Genomic DNA, 19,053 nt, shown 5'->3' on the forward strand with positions numbered 1-19,053 from the left:
TGGTTCCAGATTCAGTATAGCCGTTGAAAAAGTGATGGGAACAGCTTAGCGCCTTTCGAGTATTTGCTAAATAAGCGCACTCTGATATCTGTGCAGCATATCTGCCAGTCGTTTTACCGGGCGGGTAACCGACTCAGGTGATTGATAATCAACTAACTTCTGCTGATATTGATCAAGTTCCTGCAATAATCTGGCGAAGTAATAACGGCGCTTCTGGGAGTTCTTCGCATTAATGACTCTATCCGCGGTGTAACGAATTTGCTTATGAAAAGCACTCAATTCAGCATTCACCGGAACTTCCGTTTTGTTGAGCCGCTGATGGGCGATAATCAAGGATAAAGCCAGGCGATACTTATCGATATCACCAGGGAACATCATCAAAAGCTGATTCAGTTGTTGATATAGCGCGGGCAGATGATTTTCATTGCGGCGCGCTTTGTTGGTGGTCAGCGCGGATACTGCACTGTAAACAAAGCGATTTAACAAGGTTCTGCCGGTTCGGTCCTTGGCGTTATCGCGGATCAACAGCAACACAATCAGGGAAACAAAACAGCCGACAATTTGGCCCAATGCGCTGTCGAGAAACAGGCTGACATTAAATTCCATCGGGTTGCTCAACACCATAATATTGATGGTGCTGGCTAGCGTCCCGAGTGATCCCAGGCGCCGTTTTTGCACTTCGATACCAATAATAAATGCCAACAACCCCAGGCTGATACACAGCAGCAGCATACTCTGCTGCGTAGCGGGGATGATAAACATAAAGTACAGCGCCCCGATGGGCAGCGCCATTATCACTCCCAGCAGGAAGTCTATCGCCACCATGCGAGGATTAGGGGTTCGCATCGCCAGCGACGTCACCACCGCAATCATCACCATACAACCCGCACCGGATGTCCAGCCAGTCCAGAGCCAGAACAGGCCACCAATTGCTGTTGCAATACCGGTACGCAGGCCATTAATCATCGCGTGATGACCTTCGGCTGAGACATGTTTCACCGGCACCACGCCGGTTAAAATATCTTCCTCAACCCCGCTAATGCTGCTGTTGGTATGAATCCCTTTTGCCAGTAATAAATAGCGGGTTGCCGCCCCAACCCAACTGCTGATGGTCGCGGGAATAGCATCACTGTGGCTGGCACCGATAAATTGGCGCAGTTTTTTCATTCGTTGATGAATTTCAGCCGGTGTTTGTGCCGGTTCGCTCAACATGGCTTTCAGTTCAGCGGTTAAGATATCGGGGTGATTGGCGAGCACCAGATAGGTTTCACACGCCTGGGTGATGAGTGTTAATGACTCGGTATGTAAGACCTGTAAACGGCGATTACAGCGCTGCCAACGAGAAGACTCCATCATCAGATAGCTGCGCATCCCATTGAGTGCAGTGGTATTTTTGACTAAATCATTCCAGGCACGATCAATATCGGTTTTTTCCGCCGGGCGAATACACAGTTGTAGCAGTCGATATTGATCCACCAACACCTTATCCACCAGCCGATCGATATCCTGCTTGATTGATCGCGGCGAAAACAGCAGATCAGCCATTACCGCACAGACGATCCCCAGCACAATCTCACTACAGCGCTCAACAGCAAACTGAGGGGTTAATAGCGGGGTTTCACCGGTTGTCACAATGATGATAAGCGCGGTATAGCCTGCTAAACCAAAGGCATAGGAGTTTTCGACGCGCACCAGTGAGGAGATCCAGGTACACACCCCCGCCCACAAACAGCACAGCATCAAGGTCAAAACCGGCGCTCTGATGGTCAGAACAATTATAATCAGTCCGCCAATACAGCCGATGAATGTCCCGATGATACGCAGCCAGCCACGATGACGGATTGCACCAGAAAACGGTTCGCCACCGGCGGCAAAAGCCGGGCCAGCGGCCACAATTGCCGCCGTCAATACCGACCAGCGCGGTGTTTCCAATTGCAGATGAAAGCCCAGAAACAGTGCCGCCACAATGGCAAAACTGAGCTTAAAAGCAAAGCGCAGGCGGATAAAAGTCGGGCTGGTCATGTTAGCCAAACTCGCGCAGACGATGCATTAATTTCACAATAGGTGATGCCTGATTAGGGTCGCGATCCGTTGAGCCAGTAATAACCACTGTCGCGGTAGTACCTGCCGGATACGAATGCTGCTGATCTTCGCTATCCAACCGGATCTTCACTGGCACACGCTGCGCCAGCCGCACCCATTCCAGATTATTATCAATGGTCGCCAGCCCTTTGCTATCCGCACTGCTGCTGCTATTGGTGACCCCCGCAGAGATACTATCAACAGTGCCATGCAGAATGCGGTTGCTACCCAGCGGCGTAATTTCCGCCCGATGCCCTGGCTTAACCCCTTCCAGCTTGGTCTCTTCCAGATAGGCTAAAATATAGAACGTATCTTTTTTCACCAAGGCCACCGCCGTTGCACCACGGTTAATAAACTCTCCGGCGTGAACATTCAGGTTTGTCACCCACCCTTCGGCGGGAGCGCGCACGGTGGTGCGCTCCAGATCAAGTTTGGCTAAATCGCGCACCGCGACAGCTTTCGCCAATTGATGACGCACGGTTTGTAATACGTTGTTAGACTGGTCGATCTCTTCTTGCGACATTGCCTGAATCCCCAGACGTTGGCGTCGGCCGGATTCCCGCTGTTTCTCAGCGGCTAGCGTCTGATAATAGGCCACATCAGCTTCGGCCTCAGCCAACGCTTGTTGATAGCGCGGTTGGTCAATCACAAACAGGACCTGGCCTTTCTGCACCAGTTGGTTGTCTTTCACCGGTACATCAGTAATCAGGCCGCTGACGTCAGGGGCAATCGCCACCACATCGGCGGTAAATTTTGCATCACGGGTCCACGGCGACTCAGTGTAAAAGGCCCAGACTTTGAAAATGGCGATAACCGCCAGTAAAACCACCAACAAGGTGATGCCGATGCGGATTATTTTTAATGAAAAAGTACTCACGGCGACCTCAGGAAAAAAGACGAGATATTAAATAAAAAAGACAACCATACAGCGCGGTATTAAACAGCGCCGGATGCCAGACAAACTCATAAATACCCGTGGGCTGCAACACACGGCGCAGGACGAAAAAAAGTGCCAGCGAGAGGATCAGTTCAAGAAATATCGGAGGAAAAGAGAGACCGAAAATAACCATCACCGGAAGCAAACTCATTCTTTAAATCCTTTCTATTATAGGGTGTCGGTGAATACGCCCGGGTGAATAATCTGATGCTCAGTTGCAACACATCCAACCACCGCGACCACGACCAAAAGCACCAGCCATAAGACTGACTTATAGGTTAAACTTGATTGTTCAGTATGACTGCAACCTGGACGAGGCGAGGTAACACTTCGACTACGCGGCTTTCAAACTTCGGACTTATCTCCCGACAACAGTATATTAGCCTGCTTATTATCAACTTATCTACAATGTGTGATCTAAATCACTTTTAAGCCAGAGTTAACAATCAACACAGAGTGAACCATGGAAAGATTAAAACGAATGTCAGTCTTTGCCAAAGTCGTCGAGTGCGGATCCTTTACCGGCGCGGCACGACAGTTGGCAATGAGTGTGTCGTCGATAAGCCAAACAGTGTCAAAACTGGAAACTGAGTTAAATGTTAAGTTACTTAACCGCAGCACCCGGCGTATTGGTTTGACGGAAGCTGGCCGGATTTATTATCAGGGCTGTCGGCGCATGTTGCAGGAAGTGCAGGAAGTGCATGAGCAGTTGTATGCGTTTAACAATACCCCGACCGGAACACTGCGAATCGGTTGCTCTTCAACTATGGCACAAAATGTGCTGGCGACCATGACGGCTGAGATGCTGAAAGAATATCCAGGGCTTTCCGTCAATTTGGTGACCGGTATTCCTGCGCCGGATCTGATTGCTGATGGTTTAGATGTGGTAATTCGTGTCGGAGCTTTGCAAGATTCAGGGCTATTCTCGCGCCGCCTCGGTTCTATGCCAATGGTAGTCTGCGCGGCCAAAAGTTATTTAGCGCAACATGGCACTCCGGAAAAACCCAGTGATATGACTAACTTCTCCTGGCTGGAATACAGTGTACGGCCAGATAGCAATTTTGAATTAATCGCACCTGAGGGTATTACCACTCAGATATCGCCACAGGGGCGCTTTGTCACCAATGATTCGCAAACCATGATCCGCTGGCTTAAAGCAGGTGCAGGCATCGCCTATGCGCCATTAATGTGGGTTATTGAGGAAATAAAACGCGGTGAAGTGGAAGTATTATTCAAAAAATACCATTCTGACCCACGACCGGTATATGCGCTATATACCGAGAAAGATAAAATGCCGCTTAAAGTTCAGGTCTGCATTGATTATTTAACCGAATACTTTAAACGCGTTGCAGAGGTGTATCAGGGTTATCGATAAATATTAGGTGCCCAATTTAAGACTAAACTGAGCACTCTAAATACCGACAACGCTTAAGCCGTGCCACCTACTGTCAGATTATCCAACTTCAGGGTCGGTTGACCGACGCCAACCGGCAAGCTTTGCCCCTCTTTGCCGCAAACGCCAACGCCTTTATCCAGCGCCAGGTCATTGCCGACCATCGAAATCTGTTGCATCGCCTCAATACCCGAACCAATCAAAGTAGCCCCTTTCACCGCGCTGGTAATTTTACCTTTTTCGATTAAATAGGCTTCGGAGGTTGAGAATACAAACTTGCCGGAGGTGATATCCACCTGCCCGCCACCAAAGTTAGGAGCATACAGGCCATATTCCACACTGGCGATAATCTCTTCCGGTGTTGATTTGCCCGCCAACATATAGGTATTGGTCATACGCGGCATCGGCAAATGAGCATAGGATTCACGGCGGCCGTTACCGGTCGGTGCAACTCCCATCAGGCGCGCATTCAGCTTATCCTGCATGTAGCCTTTCAGAATACCGTTTTCAATCAGCACGTTATATTGACCCGGTACCCCTTCATCGTCGATAGCTAATGAGCCGCGACGGCCTTGCATGGTGCCATCATCCACCACGGTACACAGCTCTGAAGCCACCAGCTTACCCATTTGCCCGCTGAATACTGAGCTGCCACGACGGTTGAAATCACCTTCCAAGCCATGACCGACCGCTTCGTGCAACAACACGCCCGGCCAACCTGCGCCCAGCACCACCGGCATGGCACCAGCAGGTGCGGCGATTGCGGACAGATTCACCAGCGCCATCCGTACCGCTTCATTGGCAAAGTTATCGGCACGCACTTCACCATCAACGGTTTCCAGGAAGTAGTCATAGCCGAAACGACCACCACCACCGCTGGCACCGCGTTCGCGTTTGCCGTTATCTTCCACCAATACGCTAACTGACAGGCGCACCAGTGGGCGTACATCTGCCGCCAACGTGCCGTCAGTAGCGGCGACCAGGATTTGCTCATATACGCCGGTTAAACTGGCGCTCACTTCCTGCACCCGCTTATCAGCAGCACGCGCGACTTTATCTACGCGATGCAATAAAGCAATTTTGTCTTCACGCGACAGACTTTGCAGCGGATCAAGCAGCGGATACAGTGCTTGATGGCGAATCTCGCCCAAGGTATGCACGTTGCCATTGCCAGTATCGCGCACAATGCTGCGTGCGGCATGGGCGCTTTGCTGTAAGGCATTCAGGGTAATTTGGTCTGCATAGGCAAAACCGGTCTTTTCACCGCTGACCGCGCGCACACCTACACCCTGATCAATATTGTAAGAGCCATCTTTAATGATGCTGTCTTCCAACACCCAGGCCTCGTGGTAGCTGGACTGGAAATACAGGTCAGCATAATCGAGGCGGCGTTCAGCCAACTGCCCCAATACTGAGAACAAGTCCTGATGGTTCAGCTTGTTAGCAGCGAGTAACTGCTCACTGACAAACGAGAGGCTCATAGTTTTCACTCTTTATTTAGATGATTGTTTTGAATCAGATAATCGCGGTACCAGCGATGATACAAAGCGATTGTGCTGTAATACCGGCATCTGGTTGCGAATAGTTTTCAAACCGGTGGTTTCGATTTTGACTTTTAAGGCTGAAACCGCATCTGGATTCTGCCCAATGATTTTACCCCAGGCATCGACCGCCATGGTGTGGCCCCAGGTACGACGAGTCGCGCCATGACGCCCCACTTGTGCTGCGGCCAGTATCACACACTGGTTTTCAATTGCCCGTGCGCGTAACAAAATCTCCCAGTGCGCTTCACCGGTCATTTTAGTAAAGGCCGCCGGGACTGAAATAATCTCGGCTCCCTGCGCCCGCAAGGCCTGGAACAAGCCAGGGAAACGCAAATCATAGCAAACCGTCATGCCAAGACGACCTACCGGCGTATCCACCACCGTCAGTTGCTGGCCCGGCTGATAGGTATCTGACTCACGATAGCGGCCATGCACATCGTTGATATCCACATCAAACATATGAATTTTATCGTAACGGGCTTTAAGCTCGCCTTGAGAATCAAACAATAAGCTACTGGTGGTGATAAGATCCGGTGACTCGCGGCTTATCATCGGCATCGATCCCACTTGAATCCAGACACCATACTTACGCGCCATCTCGCGGACTTCTTGCTGCAATGGCCCGTCATTATGTTGCTCAGCATGTTGCCGATAAGATTTGGCATCGGCAAATAGCAATGCATTTTCCGGCGTCATAACCAGTCGAATACCAGGGTTTAACTGTTTGATCTGTTGCTCAATTTGAGCCAGATTGTCACGGGTATTTTCACCGCTGCATAACTGTAATAATGCAACATTGGCATTTTTCATGGAGTCTTACTCTCCTTTAGTTGGCGTAATACTTCATGGATGGTCGGTTGATCCAAGCTGCCAGTAATCTGATAGCGAATCAGCGAAACCTTACTCCATAGCGGCCCTAAAATCTTCGAGGCCGCAAATACAGCCGCCCCGACCACTGGGTTAATCGCAAAAGCAGTGGCGACACCGACAGTAGCAGAAATATCCGGCGTGATGACCGCTTCCATCGCTATTTTACGTTTCGCCAAATCGACATTCCCACTCATGGCAATATCAGCCGCCAACCCATCAACCACTAAGTCATTGGTATGCATCACGCCATCTTTGATATTGGCGGTGCCGCGAATAGAATCAAACGCAAAGTCACGACTAAACGTATCACTAAAATCGAGCTGAAGTTTACGTAATAGTGCGTCAAAACTGACCAGCCGCAATAACTGCCCCGCGCGACCGCCGCCGAGATCCGTCAGTTGGCCTCTGCCCAATCGATTCTTTAATGTGCCATTGAGGGTATTAATCTGCGGTTGCCACGGAACTCCGCGCCAACTGACGTCAGCATTGATATCAAACGAGGCATTTTTTATCGGCGTCGTCAGGCCAAAGAACGAGATAGTTTCATCGATTTTTGGCCCACTTAGCGCCACATTGAGCGTCGTTTTATCACCTGAACTGTCTTGTTGCCATTGCCCGCTAACTTTCGCTCGCCCGTTACCCGCTTCGATTAGCCCATTAGTCAGTACCAAAGTGTTACCTTTCGGGGTCAAATCTGCATTAACTCGCCCGACACTCTGTCCGAGGATCCAACAATCCTTGCAGCGCAATTGCAGGGCTGGCCAGTCATGGAAGCGGATATTACTGGGGCTTTGTGGCTCCTGCAATGCCGCTTGCGCCAGAGGATCTTTCTTTTCACTCCCCGCCCACTGCGGATTGTAATAAAGGTAATCAAAATCAGCATGCCACGGCCCACTTCCCGACATAAGCAGACTACCATCCACTTCCTGACCTTGTGCCGTGACTTTCGTTCCGGAAGGCAACGGATCGACCTGCAAGGTCAGATTATGCCAAGCCTGGCCGCCCACCAATAGCTGCGGTGTCTGCAATATCAGTCGCTTAGGAAGAATAACATTGGACTGGCCGCCCTTGATTGCAGGTTGATCTGATGCGGTAAAAGGCGTACTGACCGCCGCTAATTCCTCCCCCAACAAAGCCAGCCAGCGCTCGCCGTCCAGGTTAGGCAATTTGAGCACCAAACCTTTATCATCTGGCAATGGCGGCGCTTTTTTACTGTCTGTTTTCAAAATAGTGCCGGTCTGCCAGATAGCGCGCGCCAACTCCACTTGCTGTTTTTGCATCAACCATTGGCTATTAAAAGCATTGTTACTGCCCGCACTGCCCGACAAGGTAAAACTCTCCAGCCCACCGACAGCTTGTACCTGTAGCGGCAACGACTGACCACTTGATTTATCGAGTGGTGACGGTAAGTGACTGCTCACTTTCTTAAGATCAGCAGTCACATCAATTTTGTAATCCGGCTTACCATTTTTAGGCAATTGCACTGCAACTTTACCTTGCCAGTTGGCGCTGCCGCTCAGTAGTTTCGCCACATCGCTCGGTACACCCGGCAACTTGGCGGGTAACCAATCGCCATGCAGCCCGACATTCACCAAGAAGTTCTTTGGCTGCTCTTCGGTCGTAAAATCAACGGTTAACGGCTGCCCAAACCAGTTGGCAGATAAAGTATCACTTGCAAGATTGCCGTCATTGAAACGGAATTTGCCGCTGATATTCTCCAGTTGGCTTTGCAACGGCTTCACCAACAGGCTGTTATTTTTCAGCGTGACTTCACCGCTGGCATGAGTAATGCGGTTTTCTTCCAATGGGATATCCAGATGTAAGCGCCCACTAACATTACCTCCCACCTGTAACTCTTCCAGTGTTTCCGCTACCGAATCATTGAGTGGTGTTTTGGTAAAGTAGTCATGGACGTCACGCCCTTCACCTGCGACTTCAGCATCAACATAGAGTTTTTCTTTCAGATAATCCGGAATGATCGCGCTGATATTGCTGCCGGTAACTTTACCCAGCATGGCATGAGGCGCATTCATCCACAGGCCTTCATTGAGAAAATCGAGGTCGATGGCTAAATTATCTAACGCGGGCCAATCTGGCTGGAACTGGAAGGTCGCGTTACGCAGCGGAACATAAACCTGGAACTGGCCCTCTTTATGTTTATAGGGGAAATCGTGAGGATTGCCGTTGTAAATCAGCGTGGCGTTATCGACCTGCCCGCCGTGCAATGCCTCAGTCAAATAATCGGCCAGCTTCCCGCCCATTAAGGGCACCGGGAAGTAGCGCCAGGCATCAGCCGCATCATACAAGCGAATACCACTTAAAATCTTAAGCCACGGCTGCCCTGTGTCTGGTTGCATATACCGGAAACTGCCGTTGGCCCACAATGACTTAGCCCTGACATCCAGCTGATCACTCCACAGTTCCCAGCCGTTATCATCAATTTGCCAATTCACTGTGCCACTAGCCTGACTGACCTCTAGCGGCGCACGGAACATATCGCCATAAGGTAATGTGCTGTTTTTCAGATTGATATCCAGCCGCCCAAGCTCAGCAGAGCCACTGAGCGCACCGGCAAAATTATTCACCCCCGGCACCCTATCCCAATGCTGCCAACTGATATCGTGCCATTTCGCCTGAAAACGGGTCTTTTGCGGTTGGCTGATAGGAATATCCAAAGCCAAAGCATCGACGATCCCTTGAGGCTGCAAATCAGCTAAGTGATTCATCAGCTCGGGGGTCAACAGTGACAAGGTAGGTAATATTGGCCCGATCCGCTCTAGCTGAATATTAGTGGCACGAATGCGTAACTCTTGCGGCTGGTCTGGCCCAATAAATTGGGTATTTTCTGGTAACCACAGCGCAGATAAATGCCCTTTTGGCCAAGGTTGCCCATCGGTTTTCAGACTCAATTCCGGCGCATCAATTTGCCAACCGTTACCCTGACGGCGACCTGCCAGCACCAAGTTATCGACTGCTAACTGATGGGATTCCCCTTCCACCATCCAATTGGCTTGCCCCTGACTGAGCAACGCATTGCCGCTGTAGATTTCGCCACTTTTGATGCTCAACCAAGCTGCCAAACTGAACTCAGCACTCTCCAGCCCGGTATTGGTGTGTAGCCAACGGCTAATCCAGGGTTTTACATCAATATTATCGGCCTGCATATAAACCGTGCCGTTGCTTAAAATCCCCTGATTATCATGCAGATCCATCCGCACCATTAGCACGCCATGCTGACCGTTAATGGTCGACAGGCTGATTTGCCCTTCAGCACGATGCCGGGCTGAAGAGTTAAGCCAGGTGAGTTGTGGAATCTCTAATTCGGCGCGCGGGCCAGAGGGGGTAAGGAACGAAATACGGCTGTTACGCAGATCAAAATGATCTAACTGACGTAAGAAGATATCAGTGATAGTGCTGGCTTCAAAGCTGTTATCATTGCTCTGCTGCCTATCCAGCGTAGTATTGAGATCCAGCTGCAACTGATAGAAAGTCATGTCACGGAATTGCCAACGCCGATGCAATAATGACTGCCATACATCAAGCGCAAGAGTCACCCGTTGCACTTGCCAGTCGGCTTTCGGCAACTTAGCGCGTATATCACGCAATTCCAACGTCGGGCCAAAGGTTTCCCATGTCCCTTGCATGAACCCCACTTCCAGTGGAATACCGCTGATGGACTGAACCTTGGCCACGATTTGTGGGCGATAGTCGTTGATAAGAGGCAACATCATGCGTAGCCCACTGACCAACAGTGCTACCACAACAATTATTGTGGCGCCTGTCGCAAACATTATCTTGGGCAGTCGCCTCACACTTCTCTCCTTGCCATCCGCCGCAAATGTGGCAGCGGGTATTGATAGACCCCATATATATATAAAGGTCGAGAGGCTATTACATCATCACCACATCAAATTGTTCTTGGTTATACAGTGGCTCAATCTGAACTTTCACTTGCTTACCGACGAAGATTTCCACTTCAGCCAGTGCATGAGATTCTTCACCTTTCAGCGCTTCCCCCACCGCTGGAGAAGCATAAACCAGGAAACGGTCAGAATCATAAGCATGGTGAACACGAACAATCTCGCGCAAGATTTCATAGCACACGGTTTCTACCGATTTGACCGTGCCACGGCCACGGCAGGTTGGGCACTCATTGCATAATACATGCTCGATGCTCTCTCGCGTCCGCTTGCGAGTCATTTCGACTAAGCCTAGCTGAGAGAAACCGCTAATACTGGTTTTTACTCGATCTTTAGTCAGTGCTTGTTCCAGTGAATGCAGGACTCGCCGACGATGCTCTTCGTTACTCATGTCAATGAAATCAATAATGATAATGCCACCCAGATTGCGCAGCCGTAACTGGCGCGCGATAGCTTGAGTGGCCTCAATATTGGTATTGAAAATAGTCTCATCAAGATTACGATGACCGACAAAAGCACCGGTATTGATATCCACGGTGGTCATGGCTTCGGTCTGGTCGATAATCAGGTAACCGCCTGATTTTAACTCAACTTTGCGCTCTAATGAGCGCTGTATTTCATTTTCGACATCATAGAGGTCAAAAATGGGTTGTTTACCCGCATACAGCTCCAGTTTTTCGGTCATTTCTGGAATATATTCACTGGTAAATTCCACCAGCAAATCATAGGTCAATTTGGAGTCGACGCGGATTTTATCCAATGCTGCACCGGCAAAATCACGTAGTACACGTTGTGCCAGCGCCATTTCACCGTACAACTTATATTTGGTGATATTACGTTTTTTACGTTCCTGAACCTTTGTCCACAAACGTTTGAGGAAGGCAGCATCAGCGGCCAACTCTTCTTCACCAATCCCTTCCGCGGCGGTACGGATAATAAAACCACCTTGCTCATCGCAATACTCTGCCACGGTTTTTTTCAGGCGCTCGCGCTCCGCTTCACTTTCAATACGCTGGGAAACGCCAACATGAGCGGCCCCTGGCATCAAGACCAGATAGCGGGAAGGCAGGGTAATATCGGTGGTCAAACGTGCACCTTTGGTGCCAAGCGGGTCTTTCACCACCTGCACCATGAGATCCTGCCCCTGACGAACCAGTTCAGCGATATCACGCACATTGAAATTTTTCTGCTCATCCCCAGCTACGCATTCGGTGTGGGGCATGATATCGGAAGCATGAAGGAAAGCGGCCTTATCCAGACCTATATCAACAAAGGCCGCCTGCATCCCCGGTAAAACCCGGCTAACACGACCTTTGTAAATATTACCGACGATCCCTCTTTTAGCTTCTCGTTCGATGTGTATTTCTTGCAGGATGCCGCCATCAATATAGGCAACCCGCGTTTCAGACGGTGTAATATTGACCAGTAATTCAGCTGTCATGTATTCCTCTCACATTACGTAGCGCAATGAAATTACTTAGTAATTCATGGGTTTCAACCAACGGCAAACCCACCACGGCATGATAACTGCCGGTAATGGATCTGACGAAACAACCACCTTTCCCCTGAATACCGTAAGCGCCCGCTTTGTCCATGGGTTCACCGGTAGCAATATAGTCACTGATTTCCAACTGGGATAACACGCGAAATGTCACATCTGTCACAACCATAGCAGATAACATATTTTTTCGGTCAGCGAGAGACACCGCAGTGATCACTTGGTGCTGCTGTCCAGACAATGCACTCAGAATTTGCTGTGCATGCGCTTTATCCCGTGGTTTTTCTAACACTTGCCCATTTAACACCACAATGGTATCTGCACCGAGTACCGGCAAATCCTGTGGTGCGACACTCACCCCTGCTCGTGCTTTGTCCTGTGCTAAACGCTGGACATATTGTTGTGCACTTTCCTCGGCTTTGCGCTGCTCTTCGACGTCTGTTTTCAGTACCTCGAAAGGAACATCAAGCAGAGTCAGTAATTCACGGCGGCGCGGGGAGCCAGAGGCGAGGTACAGGGCGGTCATGAGTCTTAAATCCTTATTGCACCGAGAATTGACGGCGAATTTTACGCATTAACAAAAACAGCCACGGCCACAAAATACCGTTGACCACGCTACTCCAGAAGACTTCGGGGCGGAATGAGACATTGCTGACTAAAAACTCAGACCAAAACACCACGACATCCATCGTCAGCGACAGCAGCATCACAATAAGCGCCTGCTGCCACAAGGCCATATTGCGGAATAGCTGAAACTTAAACGCGACCAGATAAGCAATAATACTCAGTGCCAGCGCACGCACGCCGAGAGTGGAACCCAAAATAAGGTCCATAATCAGCCCGAGAGTAAAGCCTGTCCCTACATTCACGCGGTGCGGTAATGCCATAACCCAATAGATTAAGACTAATGCTAGCCATGAAGGGCGGAACATATATATCTGTTCAGGCCACGGCATGATTTGCAGCACCATGGCAATCAGGAAAGATAACCAGATAACCCAACGGCCATTGCTGCTGTAACGGTTCATGGTGAGACTCCCGGAGCAGTCACTGCTGTTGGGGCCGTTGCTGCTGGCGGTGCCGGAGGGCCCATGGCATCTGCGGCCGGTAATACTTGCGACATCATGGGAGCCAAACGCTCATTTGCGACGCGGCGAACTTCATCAGGTGGCAATGGAATATCCCCATTGCGATCCGCCCCCCACAATAACAACAGGTAACGTAAGCGTTGTAAATCAGCGGTTGGGCGCGCTTTAATCACAGTATAAGCTCGCTGGTTATCAACTTTAACAGAAGAAACCACCGCTACCGGATAACCCTCTGGGAAACGACCGCCCAAACCTGACGTCACTAATACATCACCAACACGAATATCGGTATTGCTAGGCAAGTGCTCTAATAATAAATCATCGGTGCAACCGTTACCGGCGGCAATCACCCGAATATCATTTCGCAGAACCTGGATAGGAAGCGCGTGGGAGGTATCACAGATCAATAATACGCGGCTGGTGAGTTTACTCACCGCAACAACCTGGCCTACGACGCCACGGTCACTGATAACCGGTTGGCCTTCGTACACCCCATTGTTAGAACCTTTGTCGATAACTACTTGGTCACTATAGGGATCTGTCCCACTGGACATCACCTGTGTCACCATCTTTTGTTCATCCTGACGCAGCGGAGAGCCGAGCAATTCACGTAAGCGGTTATTTTCCTGCTTAAATTGCCCCAACAACTGTAGATCAGTATTTTTTAGCAATAGCTCCTGGCGCAACGCACGGTTTTCCAGCTCCAACTGTTGGTGGGTAGCCAGAGTTTCAGAAACGTTGTCGAGAACTTTGCGTGGCCCATTGGCCAGAAAATAGAAAGGGCTAACGGCGGTGTCCATATAGGTACGTATTTTAACAAATGTACCCAATCGGCTATCCGCAATAACCAAAACAATGGCTGCAAGAACGGCAAAGAACAACCGCAGTTGCAGGGATGGACCCCGGCTAAAAATCGGCTTCATAAATTTTGCGTATTCCTCGACGACAAAAAAAGAAGCACTTGACCTGATGCGTACAAAATACGGTTATCCGATCAAGCCCTCTTCTTTTGTTTTGGCTGACTATTCTTCGCTGAACAAATCGCCGCCATGCATGTCGATCATTTCCAACGCTTTACCACCGCCGCGAGCGACGCAGGTCAATGGATCTTCTGCTACCACAACCGGGATACCTGTTTCTTCCATCAACAAGCGATCCAGGTTACGCAGCAATGCGCCACCACCGGTCAACACCATGCCGCGTTCGGAGATATCAGATGCCAGTTCTGGTGGACACTGTTCCAGCGCAACCATGACGGCACTAACAATACCCGTCAGCGGCTCTTGCAGCGCTTCAAGGATCTCATTGGAGTTAAGAGTAAAGCCACGTGGCACACCTTCTGCAAGGTTACGACCACGAACTTCGATTTCCAGAACTTCATCACCTGGGTAGGCAGAACCGATGCTGTGCTTGATACGTTCAGCCGTTGCTTCACCAATCAGGGAACCGTAGTTACGGCGCACGTAATTAATGATGGCTTCATCAAAGCGGTCACCACCGATGCGCACGGAAGAAGAATAGACCACACCGTTCAGAGAGATAACGGCCACTTCTGTGGTACCGCCACCAATATCCACAACCATTGAGCCGGTTGCTTCAGAAACCGGTAAGCCTGCGCCAATTGCCGCAGCCATAGGTTCTTCAATCAGAAACACTTCACGGGCGCCTGCGCCCTGAGCAGATTCACGGATCGCACGGCGCTCAACCTGAGTTGCCCCGACCGGTACGCACACCAATACACGCGGACTTGGGCGCATAAAGCTGTTGCTGTGAACTTGCTTAATAAAGTGTTGCAGCATTTTTTCAGTGACAAAGAAGTCGGCGATAACGCCATCTTTCATCGGACGAATTGCTGCGATATTGCCGGGGGTACGCCCCAGCATCTGTTTGGCATCATGGCCCACAGCCGCAACGCTCTTCGGGGAACCGGCACGATCCTGGCGAATAGCAACCACTGAAGGTTCATTCAGTACAATGCCTTGTCCTTTAACATATATAAGGGTATTGGCGGTACCCAAGTCGATGGACAAGTCGTTGGAAAACATGCCACGAAATTTCTTAAACATAACGAAAGGATAATCCTGCAAGCTGGGGGCGGAAAATAAAATCCGCCTACTTTACCAACCACACGAAGCAGCGACAAGGCGCAAAAACGTCCTGATTCGGTGAAAAAGTAGCTGCGTTATTGACATCTCGTTCCATCACGAACCCATATTGTTTGAAAAGGTTGAATAAACCCTTGGTACAACACAGACTCTGCGCAACGACCGGCGTAACACAGCACATAAAATCTAACATTTAACCTGATTCTCGTCGGAAGTAAGCACCCACCAACGATTTACGGAAATGACTGGCACATTCTACGTTAATTTTTGCTCAACGATCAGGCTAAACATGGCCCTAATACGAATATTTTTTCTTTCCAGGGTTTAAAAGCGTTGGCGGAGCAAAAAAATTGCCCTGTCCACCGTAAACACCTTTCTCCTTCAGCGTTTGCCATTCTTGCCGGGTAAGAACTTCTGCGGCAAAAACTTTTGCATGCGTTCCCGCACAAGCACCGGTCAGGCTCTCGACAAACAACTGATTTTCATAACGCAGATTAATGCTTCGAACTAATCCCGGATGAAGTTTGATCATTTCAACCCGAAGAGACTTAATATATGACGTACTGACCACCGTCAATCCGGCCTGCGACACCATGACCTTACAACCCACACCCAGCAATAAACGCATCATCGGGCGGATTTGGCTGATATATTGACACACATCTGCCTCTGCAAGTTCAAAGATAATTCGCTCTCTATCTGATTTTCTACATTGCAACAGCGTATCCCGCAGCCAGCGCTGGAAGGGACGCTGCAATAATGAATCAACGGAGATAGAAAATGCCAGAGTTTCATCCGGCCATAAAGCTAATAAAGGAATTATCCGATCAATTTTTTGACGGTCATAGCGCTCACCCAAACCGAACAATTGCACCAGTGGGGTAAATTCAGCGGCACGCAATTCTTGTTCGCCATCATATATGCGACTAATTATTTCCCGATGGTGAATTTTACCGTCAACAGTAACAACCGGCTTCTGATAAAGCCGAGGGCCACCATTAGCCAGCGTTTGTTCTAATAAAGTGCGCCATTTGACACTACCACGCCCTTTTTCTGCTACGTGGGTATCATAGACATACCAGCCGTTGCCCCCATACATCGCCGCATTTTTGGTCGCCTGCCCTGCATTATCCATGACCTGTTCAGCAGAATCGCCATTGCGGTACGCCACAATGCCAATATGCAGCAGTGACTCACGATCAATAACCTGTGGATCGGGTAATGCCCCCAGCGCATGCACCAATTGTGCAGCGATAACATCAGCATCTTTTAGCGTTTTATGAGGGAGTAAAATCGCGATATCACTGTGATGATAACGCGCCAATAACGCAGAGGGGTGGCGAGTAACAAAAGTCGAAAGCAGGTTAATCAGCGAATGCATCAATTCTTGCACTTTCTGGTGATCATCCGTTTCAATTAAGCTGTCAAAATCCGGTAACTGCACCATCATCACAACCCCGTGGGCACCAGGCTCTTCCAATTGAGTTGTTAACTGATTATCAAAAAACTGGCGATTACTGAAACCGGTTTTGGCGTCTTGTGCGGCAAAAGTACGAATCAATGTATCAACACGATTACGCTCTTCTCTTACTTCTATCAACTCAGCTAATAGATGGTCTATAGCACGGCTGGCACAAGGCGGCCATTCGTGACCGTCACTATTAATGGCGTGTTCACGTTCGCCATTTAGGATCCGTTTAGCCCGCCATTCAAGTTTTTCCTGGCCTGCGGTCTGTTCACGCAACCAACGGAAACTCAGCAACAGTGTTATCGCAATAATCACCACCGCCAACGATAAAATAGCGGCGGCATACAGGGAGCGAGCATAGCTGTTTAAGGGGTCAATATAAGTGAAATGCATAGAGGCCCCCGGCTGATGCAACATAGGAACAACCAAGTTACGGTGGCGGTTTTGACTATTCCAGGGGGTATAAATGGCGGGAAGTTTTAGTTGGTACAACGTGCTGTCTTCATTTTGAACGCTGACTTCCAGCACACCCAGTGTTCGCATCATTATAGGTAGCCATTCGCGTTCTTTATCCGCAGGTTGTAACAGCAATGACTGATCATAAGCTGTCACAATGCTCTGGAGGCGGTGCTCCATTTTTTTCTGGCATAAATAAAAGAAACTTGCCGTGCTACCCAGTAGCACTAAGCACATCGCCAATACGACCAACAAGGTCATAAATACAGAAAGTTTGGTTGTAAATCGCATCCTTTAACCTTGCGAAGCGCAATTCAATGAAAAAATGCCTCAGCTCCTTCGAGAAAAACACTATATGTCAGAATGCCGACATAATACTGGTTTTTTACTTCATAATGCGACCAGAACACAATAACTCAGCCTTTTTCCCTGAACTTTGACTCATCCTCTTTCAAGAATAGTCACGGACGAAATCAACCACCTGATTTTTGTTCTTGATCAGGCTCAAAGGTTGATGTTGTCGCTATATTGGCTCACTCTTAAATCATTCTTTTTCTGTTTTTCTGGAGTGCCATATGCGAGCGCTTGTACTTGAGCAAACTGAAGGCCGTACTACCGCCGAAGTGCGTGAGATATCCCCTTCACAGTTGCCAGCCGGTAATGTCACGGTTGATGTCAATTGGTCCAGCCTGAATTATAAGGATGCACTGGCTATCACGGGTAAAGGGAAGATTATCCGTGAATTCCCGATGGTGCCAGGTATCGATTTTGCGGGTACAGTTCACAGTAGCGAAGATCCGCGTTTTCATGTCGGCCAGTCGGTTTTGCTGACCGGTTGGGGCGTGGGTGAGAATCATTGGGGCGGTTTGGCAGAACAGGCTCGTGTCAATGGCGATTGGCTGGTTCCGATGCCTGAAGGGTTGGAACCACGTAAGGCCATGATTATTGGTACTGCTGGGTTTACCGCGATGCTGTGCGTCATGGCGTTAGAGGAAGGTGGCGTGACACCGGACAGCGGCGAAGTGGTGGTCACCGGAGCCAGCGGTGGTGTGGGCAGTACCGCAATCGCCTTACTTGCCGCACTGGGTTACAAAATTGCCGCTATTTCGGGCCGAGACAGCAACAGTGAATACCTGAAAAGCCTGGGCGCTCATCGGGTGCTATCGCGCAATGATTATCTTGATGCTTCGCGCCCACTGGAAAAACAATTATGGGCCGGTGCGATTGATACCGTTGGCGACAAATTACTGGCTAAAGTGCTGGCGCAGATGAATTATAACGGCACCGTTGCCGCTTGCGGTTTGGCCGGTGGCTATTCACTCCCGACAACTGTGATGCCATTTATTCTGCGCAATGTGCGGCTACAAGGGGTGGATTCAGTGATGACACCGCAACATCGCCGCCTGCAAGCCTGGCAACGATTACAGAAAGTTTTGCCTGAAAGCTTCTATCAGCAGGCCTCACAATCCATCACGCTAGCTGATACCCCGACCATCGCCGCTCGCCTGTTGGCGAACGAAGTCACCGGCAGAACTCTGGTGAAAGTACGCTAATCCCGCGTCGCCGGAGGCTCATACCTCCGGCCTATTATCTATATTGTAATGATTTTCAAATTTCCCTCTGCCTACTAGCACTTATCCCCATAAGCCGCCATGATTAATGTCAATAAGGTTGGTATGTCTACCCCTGTTT

At 49.6% G+C, this 19,053-nt stretch carries 14 protein-coding genes; 2 read left to right on the plus strand and 12 right to left on the minus strand.

Annotation, left to right across the window (positions count from 1 at the left end; genetic code table 11):
- Window positions 1-66 precede the first annotated feature (66 nt).
- From aaeB to aaeX, 3 genes are read right to left on the minus strand one after another with little or no spacing between them, the layout of a single operon-like run.
- Window positions 67-2,022 carry a p-hydroxybenzoic acid efflux pump subunit AaeB gene (gene aaeB, locus HU019_RS02040; RefSeq protein ID WP_174849157.1) on the minus strand — a complete coding sequence of 652 codons (1,956 nt, stop codon included), beginning with the start codon at window positions 2,020-2,022 and terminating at the stop codon, window positions 67-69.
- 1 nt (window position 2,023) lies between these two features.
- Window positions 2,024-2,959 (minus strand): p-hydroxybenzoic acid efflux pump subunit AaeA, encoded by a 936-nt coding sequence (gene aaeA / locus HU019_RS02045; RefSeq protein ID WP_174849158.1) that lies wholly within the window; start codon window positions 2,957-2,959, stop codon window positions 2,024-2,026.
- Window positions 2,960-2,966: 7 nt separating this feature from the next.
- Window positions 2,967-3,170 (minus strand): p-hydroxybenzoic acid efflux pump operon protein AaeX, encoded by a 204-nt coding sequence (aaeX, locus tag HU019_RS02050; RefSeq protein ID WP_005174323.1) that lies wholly within the window; start codon window positions 3,168-3,170, stop codon window positions 2,967-2,969.
- Between the two features lie 312 nt (window positions 3,171-3,482).
- Between aaeX and aaeR the strand changes: the two genes are divergently transcribed.
- Complete coding sequence (gene aaeR, locus HU019_RS02055) at window positions 3,483-4,394, plus strand: HTH-type transcriptional activator AaeR (protein ID WP_019080077.1); 912 nt, start codon at window positions 3,483-3,485, stop codon at window positions 4,392-4,394.
- Window positions 4,395-4,447: 53 nt separating this feature from the next.
- Here aaeR and tldD read toward each other — a convergent pair whose 3' ends face one another.
- The 9 genes from tldD to csrD form a co-directional block, all read right to left on the minus strand.
- On the minus strand, window positions 4,448-5,893 hold the full coding sequence (gene tldD, locus HU019_RS02060) for a metalloprotease TldD (RefSeq protein ID WP_174849159.1): 1,446 nt from the start codon (window positions 5,891-5,893) through the stop codon (window positions 4,448-4,450).
- Between the two features lie 12 nt (window positions 5,894-5,905).
- Window positions 5,906-6,766, minus strand: a complete 861-nt coding sequence (gene nit1 / locus HU019_RS02065; RefSeq protein WP_174849160.1) for a deaminated glutathione amidase — start codon at window positions 6,764-6,766, stop codon at window positions 5,906-5,908.
- Window positions 6,763-10,638 carry an AsmA2 domain-containing protein YhdP gene (gene yhdP / locus HU019_RS02070; protein ID WP_174849161.1) on the minus strand — a complete coding sequence of 1,292 codons (3,876 nt, stop codon included), beginning with the start codon at window positions 10,636-10,638 and terminating at the stop codon, window positions 6,763-6,765. The genes nit1 and yhdP overlap by 4 nt, the downstream gene beginning before the upstream one ends.
- 79 nt (window positions 10,639-10,717) lie before the next feature.
- A complete protein-coding gene (gene rng, locus HU019_RS02075; RefSeq protein ID WP_005174333.1) occupies window positions 10,718-12,187 on the minus strand; it encodes a ribonuclease G in 1,470 nt (489 codons plus the stop codon).
- Complete coding sequence (locus HU019_RS02080) at window positions 12,177-12,770, minus strand: Maf family protein (protein ID WP_174849162.1); 594 nt, start codon at window positions 12,768-12,770, stop codon at window positions 12,177-12,179. The genes rng and HU019_RS02080 overlap by 11 nt, the downstream gene beginning before the upstream one ends.
- A gap of 13 nt (window positions 12,771-12,783) precedes the next feature.
- Complete coding sequence (gene mreD / locus HU019_RS02085; protein ID WP_005163138.1) at window positions 12,784-13,272, minus strand: rod shape-determining protein MreD; 489 nt, start codon at window positions 13,270-13,272, stop codon at window positions 12,784-12,786.
- On the minus strand, window positions 13,269-14,255 hold the full coding sequence (mreC, locus tag HU019_RS02090; protein ID WP_174849163.1) for a rod shape-determining protein MreC: 987 nt from the start codon (window positions 14,253-14,255) through the stop codon (window positions 13,269-13,271). Before mreC ends, mreD begins: the two co-directional genes overlap by 4 nt.
- Window positions 14,256-14,354: 99 nt before the next feature.
- Window positions 14,355-15,398 carry a rod shape-determining protein MreB gene (mreB, locus tag HU019_RS02095; protein ID WP_002228205.1) on the minus strand — a complete coding sequence of 348 codons (1,044 nt, stop codon included), beginning with the start codon at window positions 15,396-15,398 and terminating at the stop codon, window positions 14,355-14,357.
- A gap of 334 nt (window positions 15,399-15,732) precedes the next feature.
- Window positions 15,733-17,652, minus strand: coding sequence for an RNase E specificity factor CsrD (gene csrD, locus HU019_RS02100; protein WP_174849164.1), 1,920 nt, complete (start codon window positions 17,650-17,652; stop codon window positions 15,733-15,735).
- Window positions 17,653-17,936: 284 nt separating this feature from the next.
- Between csrD and acuI the strand changes: the two genes are divergently transcribed.
- On the plus strand, window positions 17,937-18,914 hold the full coding sequence (gene acuI / locus HU019_RS02105; protein ID WP_174849165.1) for an acrylyl-CoA reductase (NADPH): 978 nt from the start codon (window positions 17,937-17,939) through the stop codon (window positions 18,912-18,914).
- The last annotated feature ends 139 nt before the right edge of the window (window positions 18,915-19,053 follow it).

The sequence above is a fragment of the Yersinia artesiana genome, from assembly GCF_902726545.1.
Classification (GTDB): Bacteria; Pseudomonadota; Gammaproteobacteria; order Enterobacterales; family Enterobacteriaceae; genus Yersinia; species Yersinia artesiana.

What these genes read in the sequence shown, in the direction of transcription:
- aaeB (WP_174849157.1), bottom strand. Translation starts at nt 2,022, where the DNA reads ATGACCAGCCCGACTTTTATCCGCCTGCGCTTTGCTTTTAAGCTCAGT.
- aaeX (WP_005174323.1), bottom strand. Translation starts at nt 3,170, where the DNA reads ATGAGTTTGCTTCCGGTGATGGTTATTTTCGGTCTCTCTTTTCCTCCG.
- aaeR (WP_019080077.1), top strand. Translation starts at nt 3,483, where the DNA reads ATGGAAAGATTAAAACGAATGTCAGTCTTTGCCAAAGTCGTCGAGTGC.
- tldD (WP_174849159.1), bottom strand. Translation starts at nt 5,893, where the DNA reads ATGAGCCTCTCGTTTGTCAGTGAGCAGTTACTCGCTGCTAACAAGCTG.
- nit1 (WP_174849160.1), bottom strand. Translation starts at nt 6,766, where the DNA reads ATGAAAAATGCCAATGTTGCATTATTACAGTTATGCAGCGGTGAAAAT.
- rng (WP_005174333.1), bottom strand. Translation starts at nt 12,187, where the DNA reads ATGACAGCTGAATTACTGGTCAATATTACACCGTCTGAAACGCGGGTT.
- HU019_RS02080 (WP_174849162.1), bottom strand. Translation starts at nt 12,770, where the DNA reads ATGACCGCCCTGTACCTCGCCTCTGGCTCCCCGCGCCGCCGTGAATTA.
- mreD (WP_005163138.1), bottom strand. Translation starts at nt 13,272, where the DNA reads ATGAACCGTTACAGCAGCAATGGCCGTTGGGTTATCTGGTTATCTTTC.
- mreC (WP_174849163.1), bottom strand. Translation starts at nt 14,255, where the DNA reads ATGAAGCCGATTTTTAGCCGGGGTCCATCCCTGCAACTGCGGTTGTTC.
- mreB (WP_002228205.1), bottom strand. Translation starts at nt 15,398, where the DNA reads ATGTTTAAGAAATTTCGTGGCATGTTTTCCAACGACTTGTCCATCGAC.
- csrD (WP_174849164.1), bottom strand. Translation starts at nt 17,652, where the DNA reads ATGCGATTTACAACCAAACTTTCTGTATTTATGACCTTGTTGGTCGTA.
- acuI (WP_174849165.1), top strand. Translation starts at nt 17,937, where the DNA reads ATGCGAGCGCTTGTACTTGAGCAAACTGAAGGCCGTACTACCGCCGAA.